21 protein-coding genes are annotated in these 24,117 nt (G+C 38.2%); 3 read left to right on the top strand and 18 right to left on the bottom strand.

What is annotated here, in order from left to right; genetic code table 11:
- Positions 1–2 precede the first annotated feature (2 nt).
- The 14 genes from V7127_RS17170 to V7127_RS17100 all read right to left on the bottom strand — a co-directional run bounded on the left by V7127_RS17170 (position 3) and on the right by V7127_RS17100 (position 18,960).
- Positions 3–287 (bottom strand): DUF3219 family protein, encoded by a 285-nt coding sequence (locus tag V7127_RS17170; protein WP_335488094.1) that lies wholly within the window; start codon positions 285–287, stop codon positions 3–5.
- Between the two features lie 141 nt (positions 288–428).
- Positions 429–950 (bottom strand): RNA polymerase sigma factor, encoded by a 522-nt coding sequence (locus V7127_RS17165; protein WP_335488091.1) that lies wholly within the window; start codon positions 948–950, stop codon positions 429–431.
- A gap of 21 nt (positions 951–971) precedes the next feature.
- Positions 972–2,921: a DUF6449 domain-containing protein gene (locus tag V7127_RS17160; RefSeq protein WP_335488087.1), complete on the bottom strand. Its 1,950-nt coding sequence runs from the start codon at positions 2,919–2,921 to the stop codon at positions 972–974.
- A complete protein-coding gene (locus V7127_RS17155) occupies positions 2,896–3,795 on the bottom strand; it encodes an ABC transporter ATP-binding protein (protein WP_335488084.1) in 900 nt (299 codons plus the stop codon). Before V7127_RS17155 ends, V7127_RS17160 begins: the two co-directional genes overlap by 26 nt.
- On the bottom strand, positions 3,782–4,177 hold the full coding sequence (locus V7127_RS17150) for a GntR family transcriptional regulator (protein WP_335488081.1): 396 nt from the start codon (positions 4,175–4,177) through the stop codon (positions 3,782–3,784). Before V7127_RS17150 ends, V7127_RS17155 begins: the two co-directional genes overlap by 14 nt.
- 171 nt (positions 4,178–4,348) lie before the next feature.
- On the bottom strand, positions 4,349–6,415 hold the full coding sequence (fdhF, locus tag V7127_RS17140; RefSeq protein WP_438824021.1) for a formate dehydrogenase subunit alpha: 2,067 nt from the start codon (positions 6,413–6,415) through the stop codon (positions 4,349–4,351).
- Positions 6,416–6,714: 299 nt separating this feature from the next.
- Complete coding sequence (locus V7127_RS17135) at positions 6,715–7,485, bottom strand: IclR family transcriptional regulator (protein WP_335488167.1); 771 nt, start codon at positions 7,483–7,485, stop codon at positions 6,715–6,717.
- A 92-nt stretch (positions 7,486–7,577) separates the two neighbouring features.
- A complete protein-coding gene (locus tag V7127_RS17130; protein ID WP_335488078.1) occupies positions 7,578–9,755 on the bottom strand; it encodes a malate synthase G in 2,178 nt (725 codons plus the stop codon).
- Positions 9,756–9,899: 144 nt separating this feature from the next.
- The gene (locus V7127_RS17125) at positions 9,900–11,357 is read right to left on the bottom strand and encodes an FAD-linked oxidase C-terminal domain-containing protein (RefSeq protein ID WP_335488075.1); all 1,458 of its coding nucleotides are present in this window, start codon (positions 11,355–11,357) and stop codon (positions 9,900–9,902) included.
- Positions 11,341–12,705: a (Fe-S)-binding protein gene (locus tag V7127_RS17120; protein WP_335488072.1), complete on the bottom strand. Its 1,365-nt coding sequence runs from the start codon at positions 12,703–12,705 to the stop codon at positions 11,341–11,343. Before V7127_RS17120 ends, V7127_RS17125 begins: the two co-directional genes overlap by 17 nt.
- A 1-nt stretch (position 12,706) precedes the next feature.
- Positions 12,707–14,026 carry an FAD-binding oxidoreductase gene (locus V7127_RS17115; RefSeq protein ID WP_335488069.1) on the bottom strand — a complete coding sequence of 440 codons (1,320 nt, stop codon included), beginning with the start codon at positions 14,024–14,026 and terminating at the stop codon, positions 12,707–12,709.
- 199 nt (positions 14,027–14,225) lie between these two features.
- Positions 14,226–15,521: a C40 family peptidase gene (locus tag V7127_RS17110; protein WP_335488066.1), complete on the bottom strand. Its 1,296-nt coding sequence runs from the start codon at positions 15,519–15,521 to the stop codon at positions 14,226–14,228.
- Between the two features lie 562 nt (positions 15,522–16,083).
- Positions 16,084–18,432, bottom strand: coding sequence for an FdhF/YdeP family oxidoreductase (locus tag V7127_RS17105; RefSeq protein WP_335488063.1), 2,349 nt, complete (start codon positions 18,430–18,432; stop codon positions 16,084–16,086).
- 165 nt (positions 18,433–18,597) lie between these two features.
- Complete coding sequence (locus V7127_RS17100; RefSeq protein WP_335488060.1) at positions 18,598–18,960, bottom strand: DUF2294 domain-containing protein; 363 nt, start codon at positions 18,958–18,960, stop codon at positions 18,598–18,600.
- Positions 18,961–19,505: 545 nt separating this feature from the next.
- Here V7127_RS17100 and fdhD point away from each other — a divergent pair.
- Positions 19,506–20,294, top strand: coding sequence for a formate dehydrogenase accessory sulfurtransferase FdhD (gene fdhD / locus V7127_RS17095; RefSeq protein WP_335488057.1), 789 nt, complete (start codon positions 19,506–19,508; stop codon positions 20,292–20,294).
- Between the two features lie 20 nt (positions 20,295–20,314).
- Positions 20,315–21,331 (top strand): GTP 3',8-cyclase MoaA, encoded by a 1,017-nt coding sequence (moaA, locus tag V7127_RS17090; RefSeq protein ID WP_335488054.1) that lies wholly within the window; start codon positions 20,315–20,317, stop codon positions 21,329–21,331.
- Positions 21,332–21,396: 65 nt separating this feature from the next.
- Here the strand turns inward: moaA and V7127_RS17085 are convergent, their stop codons facing one another.
- From V7127_RS17085 to V7127_RS17075, 3 genes are read right to left on the bottom strand one after another with little or no spacing between them, the layout of a single operon-like run.
- On the bottom strand, positions 21,397–22,257 hold the full coding sequence (locus V7127_RS17085; RefSeq protein ID WP_335488051.1) for a DUF421 domain-containing protein: 861 nt from the start codon (positions 22,255–22,257) through the stop codon (positions 21,397–21,399).
- 19 nt (positions 22,258–22,276) lie between these two features.
- The gene (locus V7127_RS17080) at positions 22,277–22,480 is read right to left on the bottom strand and encodes a DUF1657 domain-containing protein (protein WP_335488047.1); all 204 of its coding nucleotides are present in this window, start codon (positions 22,478–22,480) and stop codon (positions 22,277–22,279) included.
- Positions 22,481–22,540: 60 nt separating this feature from the next.
- Complete coding sequence (locus V7127_RS17075) at positions 22,541–22,744, bottom strand: DUF1657 domain-containing protein (protein WP_335344898.1); 204 nt, start codon at positions 22,742–22,744, stop codon at positions 22,541–22,543.
- A 226-nt stretch (positions 22,745–22,970) separates the two neighbouring features.
- Between V7127_RS17075 and V7127_RS17070 the strand changes: the two genes are divergently transcribed.
- Complete coding sequence (locus V7127_RS17070) at positions 22,971–23,312, top strand: cupin domain-containing protein (protein ID WP_335488044.1); 342 nt, start codon at positions 22,971–22,973, stop codon at positions 23,310–23,312.
- Positions 23,313–23,434: 122 nt separating this feature from the next.
- On the opposite strand, the gene V7127_RS17065 is transcribed toward V7127_RS17070, so the two are convergent.
- Positions 23,435–24,106, bottom strand: coding sequence for a GNAT family N-acetyltransferase (locus V7127_RS17065; RefSeq protein WP_335488041.1), 672 nt, complete (start codon positions 24,104–24,106; stop codon positions 23,435–23,437).
- Positions 24,107–24,117 lie beyond the last annotated feature (11 nt).

Raw genomic sequence — 24,117 nt, 5'->3', positions numbered from 1 at the left:
TCTTAATCCTTCACTTCAAGCAATCTTAATGAATAGTTTCCAACTTGCCCTTTTTCATATAAATTTGTAATCGAAGTAGAATATTGCTGAATGGTCCCTCTAAATGCTAATTCCCTCTCAGGAATTTTCACATCAAATGTCCCTTGATATAGCAACGTTGCTATATCATGATACTCTTCACTCGTCACTTCAAAAGAAACCAAAATTTCATATAAATCATTCACTTTTCCTTGTTTAAAATCGTACACTTTTATCAAAGTATCATTTAATATTATTTCATTAACCATGAATTGCCCCTCTTTTTTCCTTTTATTAAAAATATAGCATTTGGATAAAGGGGTAGCAAATATGCTGTTTGTTCATTATTAAAAGGGCTAGCGTGAAAAAAGGTCCGTGGAATATTATCCCCAACGGACCTTCATTGATATTTATGCTAATCCCTTTTCAAGCAAGATAGCCTTCAAATATTTTCGAATTCTATACAATTTCGTTTTTACTGTATTTTGGTTTAGCTTTAATAATTCAGCTATTTCTCTTTCCTTTAGTCCATAATTAATTTTAAGTAAAAACACGTTTTTTTGATCAGGAGAGAGGGAGTTAATCACAGAATGGATTTGCTCATTTAAGAAATTTAGTTCTACTTCCTGTTCAACATTTTGATTCATGATCACGTTCGTATTCTCAAGGTCTGTGTTTGCTGCCAATCTTTCAGTCGTTTTTCTTTCTTTTCGGATCACGTCAATGGCTGTTCTCGTGGCAATGGATGACAGCCAGGCTCCCATTTTCTCTTTATCCTGAATGGTGTCCATTTTTTGATATGCTTTAAGTAAGGTTTCCTGAACCACATCCTCAGCCAAATAATGGTCTCTCGTAATACAGTAAGCTGCATGAAAAATCCGCTTATAATACAAATCACAAATTTCTTTCATATTAATAGAGCAAGTATCCATTTTCATCCCCTCCCTCACCTTCTATTCAAAATATTGCTTTACAAAATCCGGAACGTTATCACTGCTAAAGCTTTTTATATCGATATACCGATCATTATTATATTTAATAGCAACAACATATGGTCCATCAATATATCCCTTCGTATCCTTCAAAGTTGTTTCCAGCATTGTTTTATCTGTTACTTTAAGGATATTCCCTGAACTTTCCATCTGTTTGAATACTTCCTCATGGGAGTAGCCTCTATAGTCGATATCTAGTTCATCCTTCGGAGCAATGTAGGCAGTATCAATATCTGAAGCATTGATTCTCGCATTCTCCAATAACCCTTTTTCAGCAAGCCACTGTTCAAATTTCTTATATGAAACTCGCCATTCCATCATAACCGTTTTATCATTTCTCTGAAGAATTTCAATTACCGAATAGGCATCTCGATTATCCTGCATCTCTTCATACGTTGCCTGATTAATCTCATCTTTTAAGATGGAAATCGCTTCTTCCATTTCAGATGGGTCGACAATGATTGATCTTTTACTTACAGGACCATATGGCTGAATGGTTACCTTCTCGACCTGACCCTCTTTTACTTGAAAAATTTTATTCGTTACCCTTTTATATTCTGGCGATTCATAAATTAACTTATAAAATTGAGCATATTTATTTTTATCAATCTCGTAGTTTCTAACGATTCTCTTCCCATTTTTTAGCTCATAGACAAAAAAGGCAGATTCTCTTGAAGATGTGTTGTCACCCTTATTGGCTACAATTTCCTTATGAAGCCTTCTTAAAAGCTCGATATTATCTGTATCCTCTAGATAATAAGGTTCCGCTTCAGTATTATTAAAGTGGTAATAGCTGTTTCCAAAATGGACACGTTCAATTTCACTCGTATAAGGAATATTTTTCTCATATTGAGTGAAATCCAACTGAAATAGCACGAAAAGCACCGCCATGGCACAAACATATATGAGAAACCCTCGAATATGAATGATGATCCTCCAAGATTTTTGTAGTACCATCTCAGCTATAAAATACCCTAGAATAGAGCCAAACAAATAACCTGCAATAAGCCAAAATGCGCCGCCACCCATTTTCCCGAAGTACATTCCGCCTAATAACATAGAGCAAAATGTTGCTCCATATTTAAAGATTGGCTTCATAAATGGAAAAATGAGAGCCTGTGAAACTGCCTCAAGCCTTCTTTGCTTATAAACCCATAAGGATAACCCATAAAGTATAAAGATCAGCAAAATATAGATGATGATTTCTCCCCATCCAATCGGTCGTCTGCTGATTAAGCTCAAAGCGACTAAAGGGGAAAAGGACTCAATTTTATTTTCCATGAAATATTGTTCAGGAAAGCCGTATAAGTAAAACGGCAAATTAAAGCCAAATAGTATTATCAAGCCTATTGGCAGAAGCAGAAGAATATAGGTTAACCCGCCTTGGACAACAGATAATCCTGTTATCATCGCGACAAAAACGGATACCATGTAAATAACTAAATTAAACATAATCGTGATGCCTAGCCATTGAAATACATCTCTAATCGTTAAAAATTCATGCAAATTTAAAGGACCATAAATAATCAATATAATTAGAGCGTTTAGAATAACTGGTGTTATTAAAATGACTGCTCCAAAAAGAGTAAACACGTGATATATTCGCTCTCTTTTAATTGGCATACTATGCATAAAATCGCTAAAGTGCTTTACCTGCAAAAAGCGAAATAAGAATATGGCCAGCAGAACAGGAAGTGCTATAGATAAAATACTTTGAATCTCAGCATTATACTCGAATAGATTCTTTGCCCTTTGAAAATACAGATGCTCCTCAAACTTAGATTCTGTCATTAAAATTTCTAATGGAACAGCGATAAACAACCCTAGAAAATATACGATCGCTACCCATCCAACACTTCTCAAGATGGTTTTCCACATCTCTTTGCTAACCAAGGATATTTTGGACTGCATATCCAACATCCCCCATTTCATAAATAAAAATTTCTTCTAATGTTAGTGGCAGGATATCAAATATGATAGGGCTATACTTTTTTATTCTGGCTGATATCTCTTCTTCTTTTCCATTCACAATAAATAATTGGACACTTCCGCGTTTTTCCTTATGAAGGATTTTGACTTGGTCAAAGATTCCTGGTGGAGTCGGCCCATTAAAGGCAACCTGAATTTTGTGAGTGTCTGATTTTAGATCATCCAATTCTTTTTCAATCATTAATTTCCCTTTATGCATAATGCCAATGAAATCACATAAATCTTCAACCTCTCTTAAATTATGAGAGGAAATTAACACAGTCATATCACGTTCAGCTACATCATCGATTATTAAGCCTTTTACTTTTTTTCGCATGACCGGATCCAGTCCATCCATTGGCTCATCGAGAAGAAGTACATCGGGTTTCGTTGATAGCCCGAGGATAAATGCAGCCTGTCTTTGAATCCCCTTTGAAAATTTATGAACCTTTTTATGTAAATCCATATTAAATGCTTTGACTAATTCTTCAAAACGATTCTGATCCCAAGCTGGATATATATTTTGATAGAATTGCGCCATTTGCTTCACTGTGTATTGAGGCAGAAAATAAGGAATATCCTGGATAAAGAAAATTCTTTGCTTCATGTTAGGGTTCTCATAAACTGGCATTTCATCAATGGTGATTACCCCATCATCTTGAACATAGATTCCTGTTATTAGCTTGAGAAGTGTCGTCTTTCCTGCTCCATTAGAACCAAGTAATCCATATATAGATCCTTTGTTCACTGTTATATTCATATTCTCTATAGCTTCTAAGTCTTCAAATGCCTTGCGGACATTTCTAATTTTGATCATCTTGTATCCCTCCCCCGACTATAGCTTCAACCTCTTGAATGATTTTGTATAAATCATCTACCGATATGCCTAAGTACATAGCTTCTGAAAGCAGCTTTACTAGCTCTGATTTCACCTTACTAAGCTTTTCGGCATTAGGCGAGGGACTAGCCGGACTAACAAAACTGCCTTTTCCTTTAATGGAATAAATATATCCTTGAGCCTCAAGCTCTCGATAAGCTTTCTGGATCGTATTTGGATTTATGGTCAGCTGCTGGGCTAGCGTTCTCACTGAAGGTAGCTGTTCATCTATTTTTAATATTTCTGTAATTATCAGCTCTTTAAGCCGCTCAACCAATTGCTCATATATTGGTTTACGGCTCCTCACATCCAGCTCAAACATTGTGCGCCCCTCCAATCTGATCTAAGTGTACTATGATACATAGTACAGTTGATACAGTTAGAATTATATTATAAAAATATGGAATTGGGAATAGGTATTTGGAAATTTTTTTAAATAAAAAAAGGAAAAGTGATCGATCCACTTTTCCTTTTTCCTTACATATTTATTCAATTATTTATTCAATGCTTTAATTTTCACAGCGCATGCTTTATATTCTGCCGTTCCTGAAATTGGATCAAATTCATTAATTGTCAAGACGTTTGTTGGAACGTCCTCAAAATGGAAGCTCATAAAAATTAAGCCAGGAGCAACTTGGTCAGTTACCTTTGCTTTCACTTGGACGCTTCCTCTTCTTGAGCTCACTTCGACTAAATCCCCAGTATCAATTCCTAATTTCACGGCATCTTCCGGATGAATATCCGCTGACTCCTCAGCCTGCTTTATTTTCACACCACTTGCATAAAGATTTGTTTGGGTATGAGTATTATAAGATTCATAGCGTCTGCCGGTAGTGAGTGTAAACGGATATTCCTCATCTGGCATCTCAATTGGACCAGTATACTTAACCGCATTAAATGGTGATAATCGTAGATTGCTTTCATTTTCATCAAAGAATCTTTGATGGAGAATAAAGGTTCCTGGATGAGATTCATCCGGGCAAGGATAATGGAGACTGTATTCCTTCTCCAATCTAGAATATGGCATACCGCCATACATTTCCCAGGATAAAGAGCGAACTTCCTCCCATATTTCTTCACTACTGTTATAGTGCATTGGGTAGCCCAGCCTTTTTGCGATTTCACAAAGGATTTCCCAATCGTCCCTCGTATCAGGATGAGCATCAACGGCTTTTCGAACTCGCTGAATTCTACGGTCAGTATTTGTATACGTACCCTCTACCTCACCCCATGATCTTGCCGGAAGAACGACATCTGCCAGCTTAGCAGTTCCAGTTAAAAATATATCCTGGACTACTAAAAGATCCAGTCCTTTTAATAATTTTTCAGTATGTTGCCTATGAACATCCGCGACTAATGGATTTTCACCAATGCAGTATAGCGCTTTTACAGAACCGTCTTCCATTCGTTCAAATGCGCGCGTTTGTGTATTACCTGGCTCTGGATTTATTTTTACATTCCAAGCCTTTTCGAAACGATGGCGATACTCTTCATTAGATAAGCTGACAGCACCTGGCATCTGGGTTGGCAAGCATCCCATATCTCCGGCCCCTTGGACATTATTTTGTCCGCGTAAAGGCATGATGCCACAGCCTTCTCTGCCGATATGTCCTGTCAATAAAGCAAGATTGGCGATATCAAATACGTTATTAACACCACAATGATGCTCTGTAATTCCTAAAGTATAAGCAATCATGGCTTTATCTGCCTTTGCATATTCTCTTGCTGTTTCAACAATATCCTCAGCAGGTACTCCTGTAATCGCTGCTGCGTAATCAGGGGTATACATTTTTACGTGTTCCTTTAAAGTGTCAAAATCAACAGTAAATTTATCAATGAATGCCGGATTATATAGGTTTTCTTCAATAATGACGTGGATCATAGCATTCATTAGGGCGATATCAGAGCCCACATTAATTTGTAAATGGCGATGTGAAACCTTCACCATATCTATTTTTCTTGGATCAATCACAATGATCTTTAATCCAGATTTCACCGCTTTTTTCATGCGGTTTGCAATAATCGGATGGGCCTCGGTCGTATTTGAGCCCATTAACAGTAAAACTTCTGCACGATCAAAATCTTCCAATGTGTTTGTTGGAGATCCATTTCCAAATACAGTTGCCAGACCGGCAACGCTAGGGGCGTGTCAGGTTCGGTTGCAGCCGTCAATATTGTTGCTGCCGATCACTGCTCTCATAAATTTTTGTGTTACATAGTTTACTTCATTTGTACTTCTAGCAGTAGCAAACATCGTAATGGATTCAGGACCAAATTGATCTTTGATTCCCTTAAGTTTGTCTGCAATAAAGGTGTATGCCTCTTCCCATGTCGTTTCCACAAGCTCACCGGCCTTACGAATAAGCGGTGTTGTTAAACGCCTATTCGAATGAACATATTCATAGGCAAAAGAACCCTTTACACATGTCTGTCCTTTATTAACAGGCGCATCTTTGTCCCCGCGAATTTTGACAATTTTATTATTGTCAACTTCCACAACAAGGCCACAGCCCGTTCCACAATATCCACAAACTGTTTTAACTTTTGCAGCTTCTCCCATATTCATCCTCCCATTTGTGAAATTTATAAGAGTCTCTTTATCAAAATGGATTAAAAAAATCCATAAGAGAACTTCTTAACAAGTAGCAGCTAGTCTCCCCAGATAGCAAGTATTTTATATAATTTCAAATAAATCGAAATATTAAAATACATATCTATTATACTACATTTTTCCTTCAGTAAATAGATGAAACCGTCTAGAAGAGTAGCTCCTTTTTTTATTGTATGCAAAGAGCCCGCGAAATCTTATTAATAAAAAATACTGTAAACACTATTACTAGTAGTATTTACAGTATTTCACTATTTTTCATAATATCCGAGCCTTGCTGATATTTGCTTGCCTATATGGATCATACGTGATTGAAGAGCTTCTAGCCGGTTCTTAGTCATTCTCATTGTAGGTCCGGAAATACTGACAGCTGCAATGACTTTACCTAAATGATCAAATATGGGCACAGCCATACATGTAATCCCATATTCATTTTCCTCTAAATCTAACGCAAATCCATTCTTTCTAACTTCAATGAGTTCTTGAAGAAATTGATCTATGTCCGTTATTGTCTTATCCGTATGAACTGGAAGCCCTTTTCGCTCAATAATATCAGTTGCCACAACAGGAGGCAAATGTGCAAGTATAGCTTTCCCAACCGAGGTACAGTGCATTGGAGCCCTTTTTCCAACCTTTGAATGCATTCTGAGTGTTTCGTTCCCGTCTAATTTTTCAATGTAAACGACTTCCCCTTGATCATAGACAACTAGGTGTATGACTTCATTCGTCTCCATTTCTAATTCTTTCAAAAATGGCTTAGCTTCTTCTCTTAAATCAATAGACTCCAGAAGTTTTGAGCTTATATCCAAAAATTTATATCCAAGCTTATATCTTCCTGTTTCTTCATCCTGCTCGACATAGCCATATTGAACGAGTGTTGAAAGTATTCGATAAACAGAGCTTTTATTAATATCCATTTGGTTTGCAATTTCCGTAACACCTAGTCCCCCTTTTTTCATGCTGACGAACATAATAATATCAAGAGCCCGACTTACTGATTTAACCATATTCTCTCTTTCCAACATTCCCTCTCCTCAAATGAACACTTATTATTTAATAATATCGAAAATTAAAATTGCATGGCACTCAAATTGAAATGCCATGCTTAAAAGTCTTATTGTTTAATAGCAAACTTCGCCTTTGCCTCTAAGCGACGTTTGTGCAAAATTGGCTCTGTATAGCCATTTGGCTGGTCATAACCTTTAAAAATAAGATCGCGCGCAGCTTGGAAGGCGATAGAACTATAAAAGTCTTCTGCCATTGGATGATAGTCAAGATCACCTGCATTTTGCTCATCGACCACCTTTGCCATGCGCTGTAATGTCTCTTCAACTTGTTCCTTTGTACAAATTCCATGATGGAGCCAATTTGCAACATGCTGACTTGAAATCCGTAATGTAGCACGGTCTTCCATTAGGCCTACATGATTAATATCGGGTACTTTGGAACAGCCGATGCCCTGCTCTACCCAGCGAACAACATAACCAAGAATCCCTTGTGCGTTATTATCAAGCTCTTGCTGAATTTCTTCTGCTCCCCATTGCGGGTTTTCAGCTACTGGTACTTGTAATATTTCATTCTTCAAGTCTGCTAATTCATTTAATAGGTGACTTTGAACCTCTTTTACATGAACTTCATGATAATGAAGCGCGTGTAACGTTGCTGCTGTCGGGGAAGGAACCCAAGCGGTATTAGCACCCGCTTTTACATGGGCAATTTTTTGCTTTAGCATCTCGGCCATCATATCAGGCATTGCCCACATCCCTTTTCCAATCTGGGCGCGGTTTTGGAAGCCTGATGCCAGACCATTATTGACATTAGATTTTTCATAAGCATGCAGCCACTCTTTCCTCTTCATGTCATTCTTCCGTATCATAGGCCCAGCTTCCATAGAAGTATGAATCTCATCTCCAGTGCGGTCAAGGAATCCCGTGTTAATAAAAGCGATCCGTTCCTTCACTTCGCGGATACATGCTTTTAAGTTCAATGATGTTCTTCGTTCTTCATCCATTAAACCAATTTTTAATGTATTCCGTTTGAGGCCGATCAAATCCTCAACACGATTGAACAGCTCATTAGCAAAAGCAGCTTCCATTGATCCGTGCATTTTCGGTTTAACGATATAAACGGATCCTTTTCTAGAATTTGTATGAGCAGTGTTTCCTAATAGTGAATGTTTCGCTATTAAACTCGTTACTATTGCATCTAAAATACCTTCTTGAATTTCTTCCCCGTTCTTATCCAACACGGCATTAATAGACATTAAATGACCAACATTCCGGACAAACATTAAAGAACGTCCAGGAAGAGTAAAGGAATGTCCGCTTGGTGATGAATAGCTCCGATCTGCATTCATCGTCCTTGTTACGGTTTTACCGCTCTTGTCAAAGCTTGCCGTTAGATCTCCCCTCATTAAACCAAGCCAATTTCGATAAACGAGGACTTTATCTTCCGCATCAACGGCAGCAACTGAATCTTCACAATCCATAATTGTAGAAAGCGCAGATTCAAGAAGGATATCCTTTACACCAGCTTGATCTGTTTTTCCAATCGGATGGGTCCGATCTATTTGAATTTCAAAATGCAACCCATTATTTTTAAGCAATATTGTCGATGGATTCTCTGAATCACCTTGATATCCTGCGAATTTTTCCTCATTCTTTAATCCAATTTCCTGACCATTACTTTGGACAGCCATCAATTTACCGGCAATTACCTTGTACTGAATGATGTCATGATGGGACCCTTCCTCTAATGGTACAGACTGGTCTAAAAAGTTTTTTGCAAATGTAATAACCTTTCCTCCGCGAACCGCATTATAACCATCCGTTCTAGCTGCGCCGTCCTCTTCACTTATCACGTCTGTTCCATAAAGGGCATCGTACAGGCTTCCCCAACGAGCATTTGCTGCATTTAAGGCGTATCGGGCATTATTAACAGGAACAACTAGCTGAGGACCTGCCTGAATTGCGACCTCATCATCGACATTTTCAGTCAGGATACTAAAGTCCCCTCCCGCTTCTTCAAGATAGCCAATTTCCTCTAAGAAGGCTCTATAGCTAGTAAAGTCATACTTTTGATTTTCCCGATGCCATGTATGGATTTTTCTTTGAAGCTCATCCCGAATGGCAAGTAATTCTTTGTTCTTCGGAGTTAATTCATCAACAATTTCCTCAAACCCAATCCAGAATTGCTCGTGATCCACTTCACTTCCTGGAAGAACTTCATTATTAATAAACGCCAAAAGCTCACTAGCTACCTGCATTTTTCCAACTTGTTTATAAGCTGTCATCCTATTTCCTCCTTATCAATTCGTTCTCCCAATTTATCATTTCTATCTGTTTGTTATTACGCAACAGCGTTTCATTCTATCGATAAAAAAAGAATAGCATAATCAACTCCTTATTGCAATAATATTCAGAAAATATTTAATTTATTATGCATTTAAGGCTGCTTCTTTCATCTCCTTCTTAATTTCAACACAGCGGCCAGGCGTTGGAAAAAGCTTACCGGCATTTAACAGGTTTTGTGGATTGAAAACTTCGCGTATATTTGTCTGTGCGAAAATTTCATCGTCATTAAAAACAAAACGCATTTCTTCACGTTTTTCGATTCCTACTCCGTGTTCCCCTGTAATCGTTCCTCCGACATCTGCACACACCTTAAGACATTCACTGCCAGCCTGCAATGCTTTTTCAATTTCACCAGGCTTTCTTGCATCAAAAAGAACAAGCGGATGAAGATTGCCATCTCCTGCATGGAAAATGTTCGCAATTCGCAGACCAGACTCTTCACTGATTTCATTAATTTTTTGCAGTACTTCTGGTAGCTTGCTGCGGGGAATTACCCCATCCTGTACTAAATAATCTGGTGAAATCGCCCCCATTGCTCCAAACCCTGTTTTCCGATTCGCCCACCAGCGTTCTCTTTCCTTTTCATCCTTAGCTGCCCTTACTTCACGAACATTGCACTTCCTGCATACGTCAAGGATCTGATTGATTTGTTCATCAATCCCGGCAGCAATCCCGTCTACCTCAATGAGTAAAACCGCTTCAATATCTTTCGGGTGTCCCACTGGAAAAGCAGCAGCTTCTACCCCTTCGATAGCAACTTTATCCATCATTTCTAAAGCTGCAGGCACAATCCCGGCCGAAATTATTTCTGAAACAGCCCTGCTTCCTTCCTCTACTTTGTCAAAATAAGCTAACACTGTTTGCTTGCCTTCAGGATTCTTTAATATGCGCACCGTTATTTTTGTAACAATTCCTAAAGTACCTTCGGATCCGGTTAAAAGACCAAGCAAGTCATAGCCTGGCTCTTCCAAAATACCGTTATTTCCGATTTCAATTATTTCTCCATTTGGCAATACGACCTCAAGTCCTAAAATATGATTGGTCGTGACACCATATTTTAAGCAGTGAGCTCCTCCCGCATTTTCAGCGACATTTCCACCTATTGTACAGCAATATTGACTAGAAGGGTCTGGAGCATAATAATAACCTTTATCCGATATCGAATTTGTAAGTTTCAGGTTGACAAACCCTGGTTCTACTACGGCCCTTCTGTTTTCTAAATCAACACTAATTAACCGCTTCATCCGAACAAGACTAATAATCACTTCTCCGTTAATCGGAATAGCGCCCCCACTTAATCCAGTGCCTGCTCCACGCGCAAGAAAGGGGAGATTATTTTTCGTACAATATTTAACAAGCTTTGCCACTTCCTCGGTATCCTTAGGAAAAACAACAGCCTTAGGCAAATGCTTATGAAGAGTGAATCCATCACAGTCATACGAAATTAAATCTTCCTTATGGTAAAGGATGGAACGTGCTCCACCAACAATTTCGGCTAATTGCTGAATGTGTCTATCATTCGTTTTAATTTTTGTCTTCATCGTTCACAACCTCCTTCTCATTTTGATAGGCCCAATCCAAAAGCTGGACAGTATGAACGATTTTCTGATTTCTGCCATATTTCTGCACACCAACTGCCATCTGAAGCATGCAGCCGGGATTCCCCATGGAAATCATTTCAACATCATCAGGTACATTTTCCATTTTACTTTCTAAAACAGAATCAGCCATTTCAGGATTCGTAATATTATAAATTCCCGCACTTCCACAGCACCGATCCGCATTAGGCATATGGACCATCTCCACACCAGGAATATCTAATAATATTTCCCTCGGCTCCTTTCGAACACCCTGTCCGTGTGCAAGATGACAGGCATCATGATAGGTGATCCTTTTCCTCACTTCAGCTTTTGGCTTCTCATATCCGGTGTCGTGAAGATGCTTTGAAATATCAACAACCTTTTTGGAAAATTCCTCTGCTTTCTTATGCCACTCCGGCTCCTCACGGAATAACTCAGAATACTCCTGCATCATACATCCGCATCCAGCCGCATTCACAATCACTTTCTCAGCGTCTTTAAACGCTTCGATATTTTGCTTCGCCAGCTGCCTCCCCATATCTCGGTCACCGGCATGTACATGTAGAGCTCCACAGCATGTTTGGTTTGCTGGAATCCTTACATCATTGCCATTTCTCGTCAGAACATTAATGGTGGATTCATTAATATCACTAAACATGACATCCATAATACAGCCTGTTAGCATGGCTACTTCCCTTTTCGTTTCACCTTTTGCTTTAATAACCGTTTGATTTTTATACTTTTTACGAACAGATTTATTCACTTCCGGCATGATGGCTTCCATTTGAACTAAATGCTCCGGCATGATATTAATGAGCTTTGTTTTTCTAACCACTTTTTGAATTCCGCTTTTTTGGTAAAATTTGAGCATGCCGCCTAAAGTATTTAAGCGACTATGATGCGGAAATAAGCCATGTAGAAAGAATTTACTTACAGTCCCTTTCCATCCTTTAAGGGGAATTGCCTGGCGGATCTGCCCTCGTGCTTCCTCAATCAGACCGCCAACATCTACATCAGCTGGACAGGCAGTTGTGCAAGCCCGACAATCTAAACAGGCAAATACCGGGTCCATAAATTGCTCATTCACTTCCAGTTTTCCTTCAGCAACTGCTTTAATTAAATACACTCGACCACGGGGAGAATGCTGTTCCTGACCGGTATGCTCATAAGTCGGACACGATTCCAGGCACATTCCACAGTGAACACAGTCTGCCCATTTATTTTCATCAGGCGGGTCCTTCCATAAATAGTTGCCTAAGCTTGTAGTACAAGGGGGCGCTTGTTTCAATTCTGTTTCTGTCATACTCATTTCATATCCCTCCTACAAAACGATTCGGGTTTAGTATCCGATTCGGGTCAACCTTCTTCTTTATCCCTTCAAGCAAGGAAAAATAGGATGGCTTTTCCCCCCAAACATTTACGTCCTTACGGATAGAAAATGGCAGATGCTTCACAATCGCATAGCCGCCTATAGACTCTACAGTTTTCCTCAAGTCGTGAATGGAGTCGACAACATCTTCTTTGGAGCCATTTATCTTCACTTGACAAAGACCATGACCAAGTCCGCCGTATGCTTCAACGGCTACATTTTTTATATCCTGTAGTGTCACTGCCTCCTTCATTACCTTAATTACATTAAGATTTACAACTCCTATCTTTAGTACAGCTATCGTTTCATTCCCGGAATCTTGCTCATTTAGACGCAGTTCGTAAAATTTTTTCCAGAAATTCTGTGCTTCACTTTGGTGAAGAATGGTGAGCATTGAATGTGGAGGTGCTAAAGATTTAATCATCTTCTCCTGATATTGAACAGATGTTTCCACATCCTCAAAGCTAATTGCTATTGTAAAACTCTTTTTATTATTCAGTCTTTCGGAGAGGGACGGGGTTAATAATTCAATACAGACTGGCTCAAGAACTGAGTCCAGCACTTTAATCGCAAACTCCTTTATGCTTTCCTCATTACCATCTGGAAAGCTAACTAAAACAAGTGATTCGTATTTTGGGAGCGGTCTTAGCTTGAAGGTCACTTCTGAAATGACGCCAAGAGTCCCCATTGAACCAATAAATAGCTTGTTCATGTCATAGCCTGCTACATTTTTAACGACTTTGCCGCCAGACCGAATAATTGTCCCGTCTGGATAAATGGTTCTAAGTCCAATGACAGAATCCCTTGCTGACCCATATTTCAGTCTTTTAGGTCCGCTATCATTTGCTGCAATAATTCCGCCTATTGTAGCCTCAGCTGGAAAAAATGGATCAAGCGGAATTTTCTGATTCGCCTTTGCCAAATAATCCTGCAGTCCCTGGAAAGTTGTCCCAGATTTAACCGTTATCGTCATGTCCCCGACAGTATGCTCCACAACCCCTTTATATTTTGCTAAAGAGAGCAAGATATCACTCGTTTCGTTCTGGCCTCCAAACCCCCTTTTTGTACCACTGCCCATAACCGATATCGTTAATTTTTTTTCATTGGCGTGCTTTAAGACAGCAGCAATATCCTCTTCCGTATATGGATAAATGGTTGCCAAGCCGCCATTACCTAAGTAATTATTATGACTGTTTTCTATCGATAATTGCTCTTCTGACAAAACTGACCTTAAATCTTCTAATAAAACAACAGTATTCATAACCAGCTCCCCTTATTGTTTTGTAATAAGAAACATCGTTTTCATTTAATGTAAAAGCCGTTACTAAATTATGTATTCTATTATCATTAAAACATTCTATCTATTTAAATTCAATAAATATTTGGAATTAATTGAATTGTCAAAATGTAATCCCTATTAAAAAACCTGACTACTTTAATCATGCAGTCAGGTTTTATTATTATAAAATTCGAATTACGCGACCATTAAATTTGCTCTTCCAATAGCCGCTGCTCATATTGGCAATAGCTACTCCTGTAGAGCTTTGAGAGCCAATAAATTTACCGCCGCCAACATAAATTCCTACATGCCCATCTTTCTTATAAGTATCAAAGAATACGAGATCCCCAGGTCTCATCTGACTAGAGGAAACTTGCTTGCCCACACTCTTTAATGACTCTGTATATGCCGGTAATTTAACGCCTACTTGAGAATAAGCCCATGAAACGAAACCAGAACAATCAAATCTCCCGTTAGCAATATCAGAAGCAGATCTACCGCCGCCAAAAACATAAACAGAGTTCCCTAAATACTTATATCCAGCTTTGATTACCGTATTGACATCACCCTTAGCAGCAGGGGCTTCATTCTTAGCAGCAGGGGCTTCTTTGACTGGAGCACTTGGTGCTACATTTGCTGAAGCTTCCTTCGCATCATCGTTTGATCCGCTTGCTAAGTTTAAATTATATTGTGGAGCTTTCGGTTTTGCAGTTGTGTACTTGCTAGCTTCCAGTTTAGCCTGAATTTCTGCTTGTTTTGAAGCAAGCACACTATCTTGAATTTTTAAGTTAGCTTGAATAGCAGCAACTTCATTTTCTTTTGCTTGCAGTTCTTTTTCTAATTGTGCATTTTGCTGCTTTTGTTCTTCCATTTGAGCCTGCATTCCTTCAAGCTCTACTTTCATATTTTGCAAATCAGAAAGTTTTTTCTCAACATCTGATTTCTTTTCTTCTACAGCTTTCTTATCCGCATCATGTTGAGCAATAATATCTTGGTCTGCCTGAACGATCTTTGTTACCGCTCCTACTCTTTCAATGAAGTCACCAAAGCTAGTAGAACCAAGCAAAACTTCAACATATCCGATTTTACTATTGCCGTTTTCTTGATAGGAAACAGCACGCTCCTTTAAAATATTATTTCTTTTATCAATTCTTTCTTGGATTTCAGCTATTTCTGTTTTTAATTGTTCTACTTGTTCCTTCGTACTAATAATATCTTTTTCTGTTTTATTTATTAAATTATTATTATCTGTAATGGCTTGAATGACCCTTTTAATTTGTGCATTTAAGATAGCACGTTCTTCGAGAACAGCCGTTAATTCCTGTTCTGCCTTTGAAAGACTCGATTGAACATCAGATCTCTGTTTTTGAATTTCTGCTTTTTGACTATTTAAGGATGCTGCATCAACTGAAGGAATGGCAATAGCGCCAAGCCCAAGCATAAGTGTCGTATTTAATACTACAAGTTTCTTTTTCATCTATGTCCTGCCCCCAATTGTTAGTAGCTCTCGTTGCCCATGGCATATGTATCTAGAAATGCGGAAGCGCCTTCGGAACAATCAAAGGTCAATTGTTCCTGCGATGAATATTCACAGAAGCTTTCCTTTGTGCCCACCCCCGACAAGCACAAGACGAGCCTCTCGGAAAGGTGATCTTTCCTTTCTGAGAGGATTGGCTTGTGACCTCGAGGCCGACAAAAACGCGACGTCCTGTCGCATTGTCGACACTAGTACGTCCTGTACGTCGGGGGTAGGCGCTGTAGCTAGACATTTCTCAAATTCTAAAAAGTAATATTATTTACTATGTTCTATTATCAGCAAGTTATTTAAACTATTTATAGATTGAATTATAACATGCTAATTTAACAGGACTATTTTAGTTATATTACAAAAATATTTCAATCAGCCCCATCCGTCGCCCAACTGAGGAAATCATTGGTAAAATATTATTAGAATATATGTTTTAAAACAAAAAAAGCTGATCATGCAGCAAATTATACTTTGCCTGCATGATCAGCCTATATAATAGAAGGAACTAGATTTAGCTCATACTCATTTCGAGTTCTTCAATTCTCTTTTCTAAATATTTTCGATCCTTTTGTGCATGGAACGTTTCTGCTTTTTCGAGAATAATCGTTGTATTGTATTCCGGAATTTCCGCATACTTCTCATACACGCCCTTAGGAAGCAGTACATTGCCTTCTGGCCAGAATACAGCGATATTACCTGATTTCACATCTTCAAATTTCGCTCTTCCCTGGTAAGTGCCGTAATTATTAAATGCAACGATAGCATCTCCTTCTTGAATATTTAGTTTCTCTGCATCGTCTGCATTCATTAAAATATCATAACGATCTGCCCCATTGAAAGGATCTATTTCACTATAAACCATTGAGTTGAATTGTTTTCCGCGTCTTGTTGTCACATAGAACTGGCCTTCTGTTTTCCGCAGCTCAGGAATTTCAATGGCCAGCAGATTTCCTTTGCCATCAGGAGTAGGACAGACCCCGCCCTCGCATAACCAGGCTCCTCCCCATTGGAACACATCTCCCTTGTTTTTCAAATGCTGGATGCCATCATAATTTCTGTTGGCTATGGAAATTTCATCACGAATTTCATCTGCATGCTTAAATTCAATAAGATGCTTTTTATCAGGATAGACTCTTGATGCGAGGTCAACATAAATTTCCCATTCTGGTCTTGCTTCCTCAATTCTTGGCCCTTTAATCTCCGGACTAAAATATACCATTCTTTCTGTACTTGTGGATGTACCTCCACCAGGCTGCTCATATCGTGTCATCGCAGGTAATACAATGACTTCTTCCTTTGCATCCACTAGGGTAGATGTATTAAAAATAATATCCTGATGGACCCGCAGTTCAACATTTTCAAGAACCTCCTGGATAAAATGAGGATCTGGCATTGTTTCGAGGAAGTTTCCTCCACTTGTAAAAAAGAGCTTAACTTTTCTCGGATGATTCTCCGGCAGCATGATATTTTCCAATGTTTGACCTACTGTATCCCCTTGCCATCTAGGAACCGGGAATCCCCATAAATATTCCATGCGTTTTGCATTGAGCTCATCAAAATCACTTCCCGGAAGTACAAACGGGTCAGCTCCCATTTCTCCTGATCCTTGCACTCCGCTATGTCCGCGGATTGGCATGACACCGCAATGCTCTCTTCCAATAAAGCCGCGCAGCATGGCAAGATTAGCCACCTGTGAAATATTATCGGTTGCAAAGCGATGCTGTGTTAATCCCATACTCCAAATGAAAACACCGGATTTTGATTTGGCCAGCAGCTCGGCAAACTCATACATTCTTTCCTTCGTTAACCCAGATGACTTTTCAAGCAGCTCCCAATCTTGATTCTTGAGATGGTCTTTTAACTCAGAAAAACCATTTGTATGCTCGTTGACAAAATCATGGTCAATTGCAGAGCCCGGAACTTTTTCCTCCATTTCAAACCAGTGCTTCATCACACCATTCATAAAGGCAATATCTCCGCCAATATTAACTTGATACACATCATCGACAATTTGGGTGCCAAACAGTGCACTTTCCGGAATCGAAGGAATCCAGTAATTTTCCATTGCTGGCTCTCGGTATGGGTTAATCATAATAATTTTTGTTCCCGCTTTTTTAGCTGCATACATATATTTAGTGGAGACAGGCTGATTATTTGCTGCAACAGAGCCCCAGAATATTAAAACATCGGTACCGATCCAATCTTTATAATTACAGCTTGATGCTCCAATGCCCAGTGACCGTTTTAAAGCTGTTTTACTTGGCGAATGGCATATGCGGGAAGCGTTGTCGATATTATTTGTTCCTAGAAACCGAGCAACTTTCGCTGCTGTATAGTAAACTTCATTCGTAATTCCCCTAGCAGTTAAATAGAATGCAAGCTGTTTAGGATCAATTTGCTTTATTTTCGCTGCAATCCTGTCTAAAGCTTCGTCCCAAGATATTCTTGTAAACTTATTTTCTCCTTTTTTTCTCGATAGAGGGTATGGAATTCTTCCAAGCTTCCGAAGCTGTGTACTGTCTAATTCCTTCAATTTATCTATATTTTCAAGCAGCTCCGGGTCAATGGCCGGCATGGTGTTCAGGCGAAGAACATTCAATCTTGTTGTACATAAATGAGGCCCCGTCAAAGTTTGGTCATAAAGCCCAGATACACCAAGGGCACAACCATCACACACACCTTGTGTTAGAATCCGATAAGCATATCCTAAATTATCTTTATTATCCCATGCTACCTTCATCGTATCTCTAATATGGTGAGGCTTTATCTTCCCAAGACCCATTGGCGCCTTGCCAGCCCACAAGGATGGCTTTAAGGAAGTATCTAATTTGATTGGTCCTGTATGTTTAGTTGAACTCATGACAATCTTCTCCTTTTTCATTCATGCTGAATAATGAGCGTAATTCTATAATCTAATTAGCGTTTTTTCCATGAAAAATATAAAAACCACCAGACACAAAAATTACGCATGTGTTTGGTGGTTAGTCTTTAGCAGGATCGCTACCAAGTGCCAACTTCCTATTGACTATTTAGTTTTAAACATTTCTTCAATGTTGTTGTCAAAAACAAACACCGACATCCCAAAATCTCTTTCGATATCGATATCGACAAATAGGTCAATGAGTTTGGATTGCAAAAATTCCTCCATCTCAATTGGCTGATTCTTCTTATACATATCCTTTACCATTTCAGTTCTTGCAGCGCGGACCATTTGTTTTCCATCATCTGCACTCACGATAAACTTCTCAACTGGGGAGAGGTTTCCCTCCATCTCACAAATAGCCCAGTTTTTGCAAAAGGTAGTCGTCACTTTACTTGGCCCTTTTCCCATATGCTTTTTTCGAAAGGAACGGACGAGATTGCTAAATTCTGCTTCATATTTATTCATGCTATTTTTCAACCCTTTAATACCAGTATATAATATGTTTTAAGAATCTCTCTCGTTTGTGAATACTTAATTAATAAGTTGAAAGATTGATCCCATTAGTATAAGTTAATCAATGATTCACAAAATTGTCAAACTGCTTTCTCTTATTAGTTAGAGCTTCCTGCAGTTTCAATTTATTTAAACATATCGTAAAAGGATCGAATTTATTAATACAAACGCAAACATGCCAATAAAATACAAAACCGCCAATCCTCCCTAACAAAATATTAGGGATAATTGACGGTTAGTTAACAGCAGGTTCGCTACTTTACACCAACAGTTAATCGCTTTCATATAATATCATAACAATTAATAACCGATGACAGGTTCGCTATCTCGCATCAATAATGTTACAACTTTATGAACTTTTCTAAATTTTAACATCATAATTTGTTTTATTCAACCTTTTTTTAGTTTTTCACTATGTTAGGTTTTTTTACTATTGCTATATGAAATTTTTATGCTACTATTTTGGTAATTAAGTACAGATGAGCAGGTGAAATTAAATGGCAGGTCAAATTAGTAATAACAGCTGGATTTATAGGTACGAGAATGGCAAATTACAAGAACAATTGGACGAGATTGTTACTGAGCAGCCTTTAACAATTATGCTAGATGGACAAGAATTTGCGACAATGGTTTGTACACCAGATAATCTAGAGGAATTAACGATAGGCTTTTTGGCTTCGGAAGGATTTATCCGTCAACAGGATGAGATTAAATCCCTTAACATTGACGAAAGTAAAGGGATCGCTTACGTTGATTTACATGTTCAAGTTACAACCAGTCATGAATTTCACTCAAAACGATTTATTGGATCTTGCTGCGGGAAAAGCCGTCAGTTTTATTTTCACAATGATGCTCGTACGGCTAAGACCTCTACCTCCAAGACTACGGTAACTCCAGCTCAATGTCTATCCATCATGAGACAGCTGCAGGACAGCAGTTTAACTTTCCAAGAAACTGGCGGAGTGCATAATGCTGCCCTTTTCTCAGGAGAGGATATGATAATTAGCAGAACTGATATCGGAAGGCATAATGCATTGGATAAAATTTACGGTTACTGTATCCAAAATAAAATATCCGTAAAAGATAAAATTATTGCCTTTAGCGGAAGAATCTCATCTGAAGTACTATTAAAGGCTGCAAAAATTGGTGTTGGAATTATTCTATCAAAATCAGCCCCTACTAATCTTGCTATTAAATTAGCAGAGGATTTAAATATTACCGCTGTTGGATTTATAAGAGGAAACTCATTTAACGTGTATTCTCATTCACATAGGATTATAGAGTAATAAAAAGGAGGCGATCATACTTGATTTTACAGGATAAAAGAAACAGGCCGCTTAGAGATTTGCGAATCTCAGTAACGGACAAGTGTAATTTTCGCTGTACCTATTGTATGCCTGCAGAAATTTTCGGGCCTGATTACCCCTTTTTGAAAAAAGAACAGCTGCTAGCATTTGAAGAGATAGAACGGTTAGTTAAGATTTTTGCTAAAGCCTTCGAAATAAAAAAAGTCAGGCTTACCGGCGGAGAGCCTTTAATGCGAAAATCATTGCCTGACCTTGTGGAGAAAATCGCGCGAATCGATGGAATTGATGATATCGCCATGACGACAAACGGAGTATTACTGCCGCAATATGCAATGAATTTGAAAAAAGCTGGCTTAAAACGAGTTTCCATCAGTCTTGATTCACTTGATGACCATTTGTTTGGAAAAATCAATGGCAGAGGGGTAAAAGTACAAGAAGTTTTAAATGGAATTGAGGCAGCATCTGAAGCTGGCTTAAAAATAAAAATTAATATGGTTGTAAAAAAAGGCGTCAATGACCAGGAAGTTATCCCGATGGCCAAATTTTTTAAAGAAAAAGGCCATATTTTACGTTTTATTGAGTTTATGGATGTCGGAAATACGAACCAGTGGAATATGGAATCTGTTTTTTCTAAAAAACAAATTCTTGATTCTATTCATCGTGTCATGCCGATTGAACCAATTGCGCCGAATTATTTAGGTGAAGTAGCGTCAAGATTTAGGTACGCTGGCACTGAACAGGAATTTGGAATTATTTCATCAGTTACAGAGGCTTTCTGCTCATCATGCAATCGGGCTAGACTTTCAGCTGAAGGCAAGCTCTATACTTGTTTATTTTCTGGTGTAGGACATGATCTGCGCACAATCCTGCGTTCTGAGGAAGATGATTCAAAATTAGAAAAAATGATTACAGACATTTGGACAAATCGTAATGATCGTTATTCCGAAGAGCGTGATAACCTCCTGCAGCAAAACAAAGGCAGAAAAAAGGTGGAAATGTCTCATATTGGGGGATAAATTTCTTCATAGGGGCTTGAATAGAAAGTCTGCATTTTGACTTCTGGACAGCCCCAAAAACTGGATTAATTATTCAAGTATGGACTAAGAATGCGTATGGCCTCATTCAATTTTTCAGCGTTCTTTTTATACATTTTTTTGGCATCGGGTGAATCTGTTTCCAATTCAAATATTTCTAAATCAGCTTGACATTTTTTAAGCATCGCCATCAATAACGGCCTTGTTTGTGGAGATGGCTGTTTCATTTTATCATCATAGAGATCAACAGTTAAATCACCATAAGAGTCAATCTGTCCATAAAAGACATTATCCATTGTGACCTCAAGTTTATCCAATTCGTCAAAAAGCCACTTTCGGGATTTTCCAGCAGAAGCCAAAGAATCATGTACAATATGTCCGTCACGAATCACTGTTTGCGGTACTTTATCATTTGCTACTTTAAGGTTGAGATCTTTAGGAGTTAACGGTCTGTTTTCTTTTTTCAATAAGATGCTTAAATCACCTGTTGGTTCTAATACAGCAAACTCTACATCTGCTAAGTTAAATACATCTTTTTTGCGCAGAAGTGTTGTAAGCTCATCTGTGGAGTATTTTTCCTTTTTTAAATTATCCTCCATTATTTTTCCATCTTTAATAAATATCGTTCCTTTACCTTCAACAAAGTCACGAAATGAATTGCTTTTTAATGAAATAAATCCAACAGTGATCGTCACTAATCCAAAAATGGCTATAGCTAATATTCCATGCCCCATATTGCTATCAAGCCCCATAATAACTTCGCCCGCAATACTTCCTATTGTTATGCCAGACACATATTCAAAAAAGGAAATTTGAGAAATTTGCTTTTTTCCTAACAACTTGGTCATTATGAATAATACAAAAAGAAATAAAAAAGACCGAATGATAATATGACTCCATTCTGACATTTTGCCACCTCTTCCTTATTTATCCCTTATACTGCGGTTCTTCTAACATCATTTCATTTACCCGAAGCTGGAGGTCTTTTTTTATATCGTTAATCATATTCATCATTTCGTGAAAAGTCCTCTGTGCCTCTGGATCGTGCGAATTCAGTGCCAGAATGGAAAGCTGAGCCTCGATTCCCTTAATGGTGGACAGGCTTTGTTTAACATTCGAAATAATAGTCATGACATTTACTCCCCATCTATAAATGATGAAAAGGTTGGCTATAAGCCAACCAGGATAAAGCTATTGATTGTACTGCGGTTCTTCTGCAAGAATTTGCTGCAAACGAGGCTCTACAGAGTCAATGACTGACTGTGTTTGCTGTGCACAAGTTTGGTATAGCTGCTTAGCCTGTTGATTATCTGTTGCTAATGCAAATCCTTCAAAACTCGCCTGAGCACTTTTTAAACCTGCTATCGCTTGTTTAACCTGTGTGCCAACTGTCATTCTTTTCCCTCTTTTCTATGAAAAATGACTTACAATAGGTATTATTTCTTAATTCCTGATCTTTATATATAATTATTTCTGGTAAATTTAGCACTTAATAATAATGTAGAGGAATGCCTAGATTTCACTGAGATATATTATAGATGTGATTTAAATCAATACATCATTAATTGATATTGATTATCATTAATATGAAAGAAAATATTCCTAATTGGGGGTCATATAATTGGAAAAGAAATCGATCATAGATGCATTAGAATTTAGCGAAGAAAAGTTTATTAAAAGGATTATTTTTCGCGAGGGCGAAAGCACAGTATTCGTCTTAAATTTCATGCCTGGTCAGAAGCTTCCTGCACATAAGCATCCAGGAACTAATGTGTATTTAATGGTCCTTCAAGGTAACGGGACACTCATCATTAATGGAGAACCATTCGAGGTTGAGGAAAAAGATGTCATTCGGGCAGATGGCGAAGAAGAATTCGCTTTTACAAACAGCGGAAATGAAAATGTTAGCCTTTATGTCATGTTAAATAAAATTCCTGATGAACGTTATGCGCAAAACATTTAAATTAAAACATTATTAGTTAGCAATATGCCGCCTTATCCATAATGCTGGTAATCAAAAATGTATTCTAAAAGAAAAAGCTTTCCTATCTGGATTTAGTCCATTATAGAAAAGCTTTTTTGCCATTATAATGGCAACAACTGTATTTGAGAATGGTTTTTGATTTCTTCAATCATCTGAACCCACTCTTGTGGCTTATTAGACAGTACTGAATAATATGTCGTTAAAAAGTCTGAAACTAATTGTGCCGGAATTTCGGAAACATTGTCATCCATCGGCATGAAACAAAAATCGAGACCTTTAACGGCTTCTCCATCATTTTTCCAAGAAGGATGTACATAAGATAAATCAAGGCGCTTATACCCGAGATGCGATAAGACTTCACGGCGAACAAATGGATTCATTGGCTTTACTCCGCCAAATTCATGATCATCAAGCTGATAAGGATCATAGATTTCTGCAAACATGCCAAACAATTCTTTGCCATTTGCTTTTGCTAATTCATTCAAGTCTTTTTCCCTATTTTGTGCTAAGAAACGGCCTAGGCTAAGTCCTGGACGGCCAATAATAGTAAAATCGGTCATAGCAATATTCCAATCAGAATAGTACCTATATTCTGTTGCACCAACTACCTCATTCTGATGGACAGCAACAAACACACTTATACCCGGATCTTCTAATGGTTCCTTCCACAATTCATATTCCAGCACCTCTTCAGGAGGAAATACCTCTTTCATTAAATCATGCATTTTGACAAACAATGGATCTTCAATGCTCGTTATTCTTCTATATTCCATTTAATCTTTCT

The sequence above is a fragment of the Bacillus sp. JJ1773 genome (assembly GCF_036962035.1).
Taxonomy (GTDB): domain Bacteria; phylum Bacillota; class Bacilli; order Bacillales; family Cytobacillaceae; genus Cytobacillus.
Note: the sequence above shows the minus strand (reverse complement) of the source record. Positions and strands in the feature narration are given on the sequence as shown.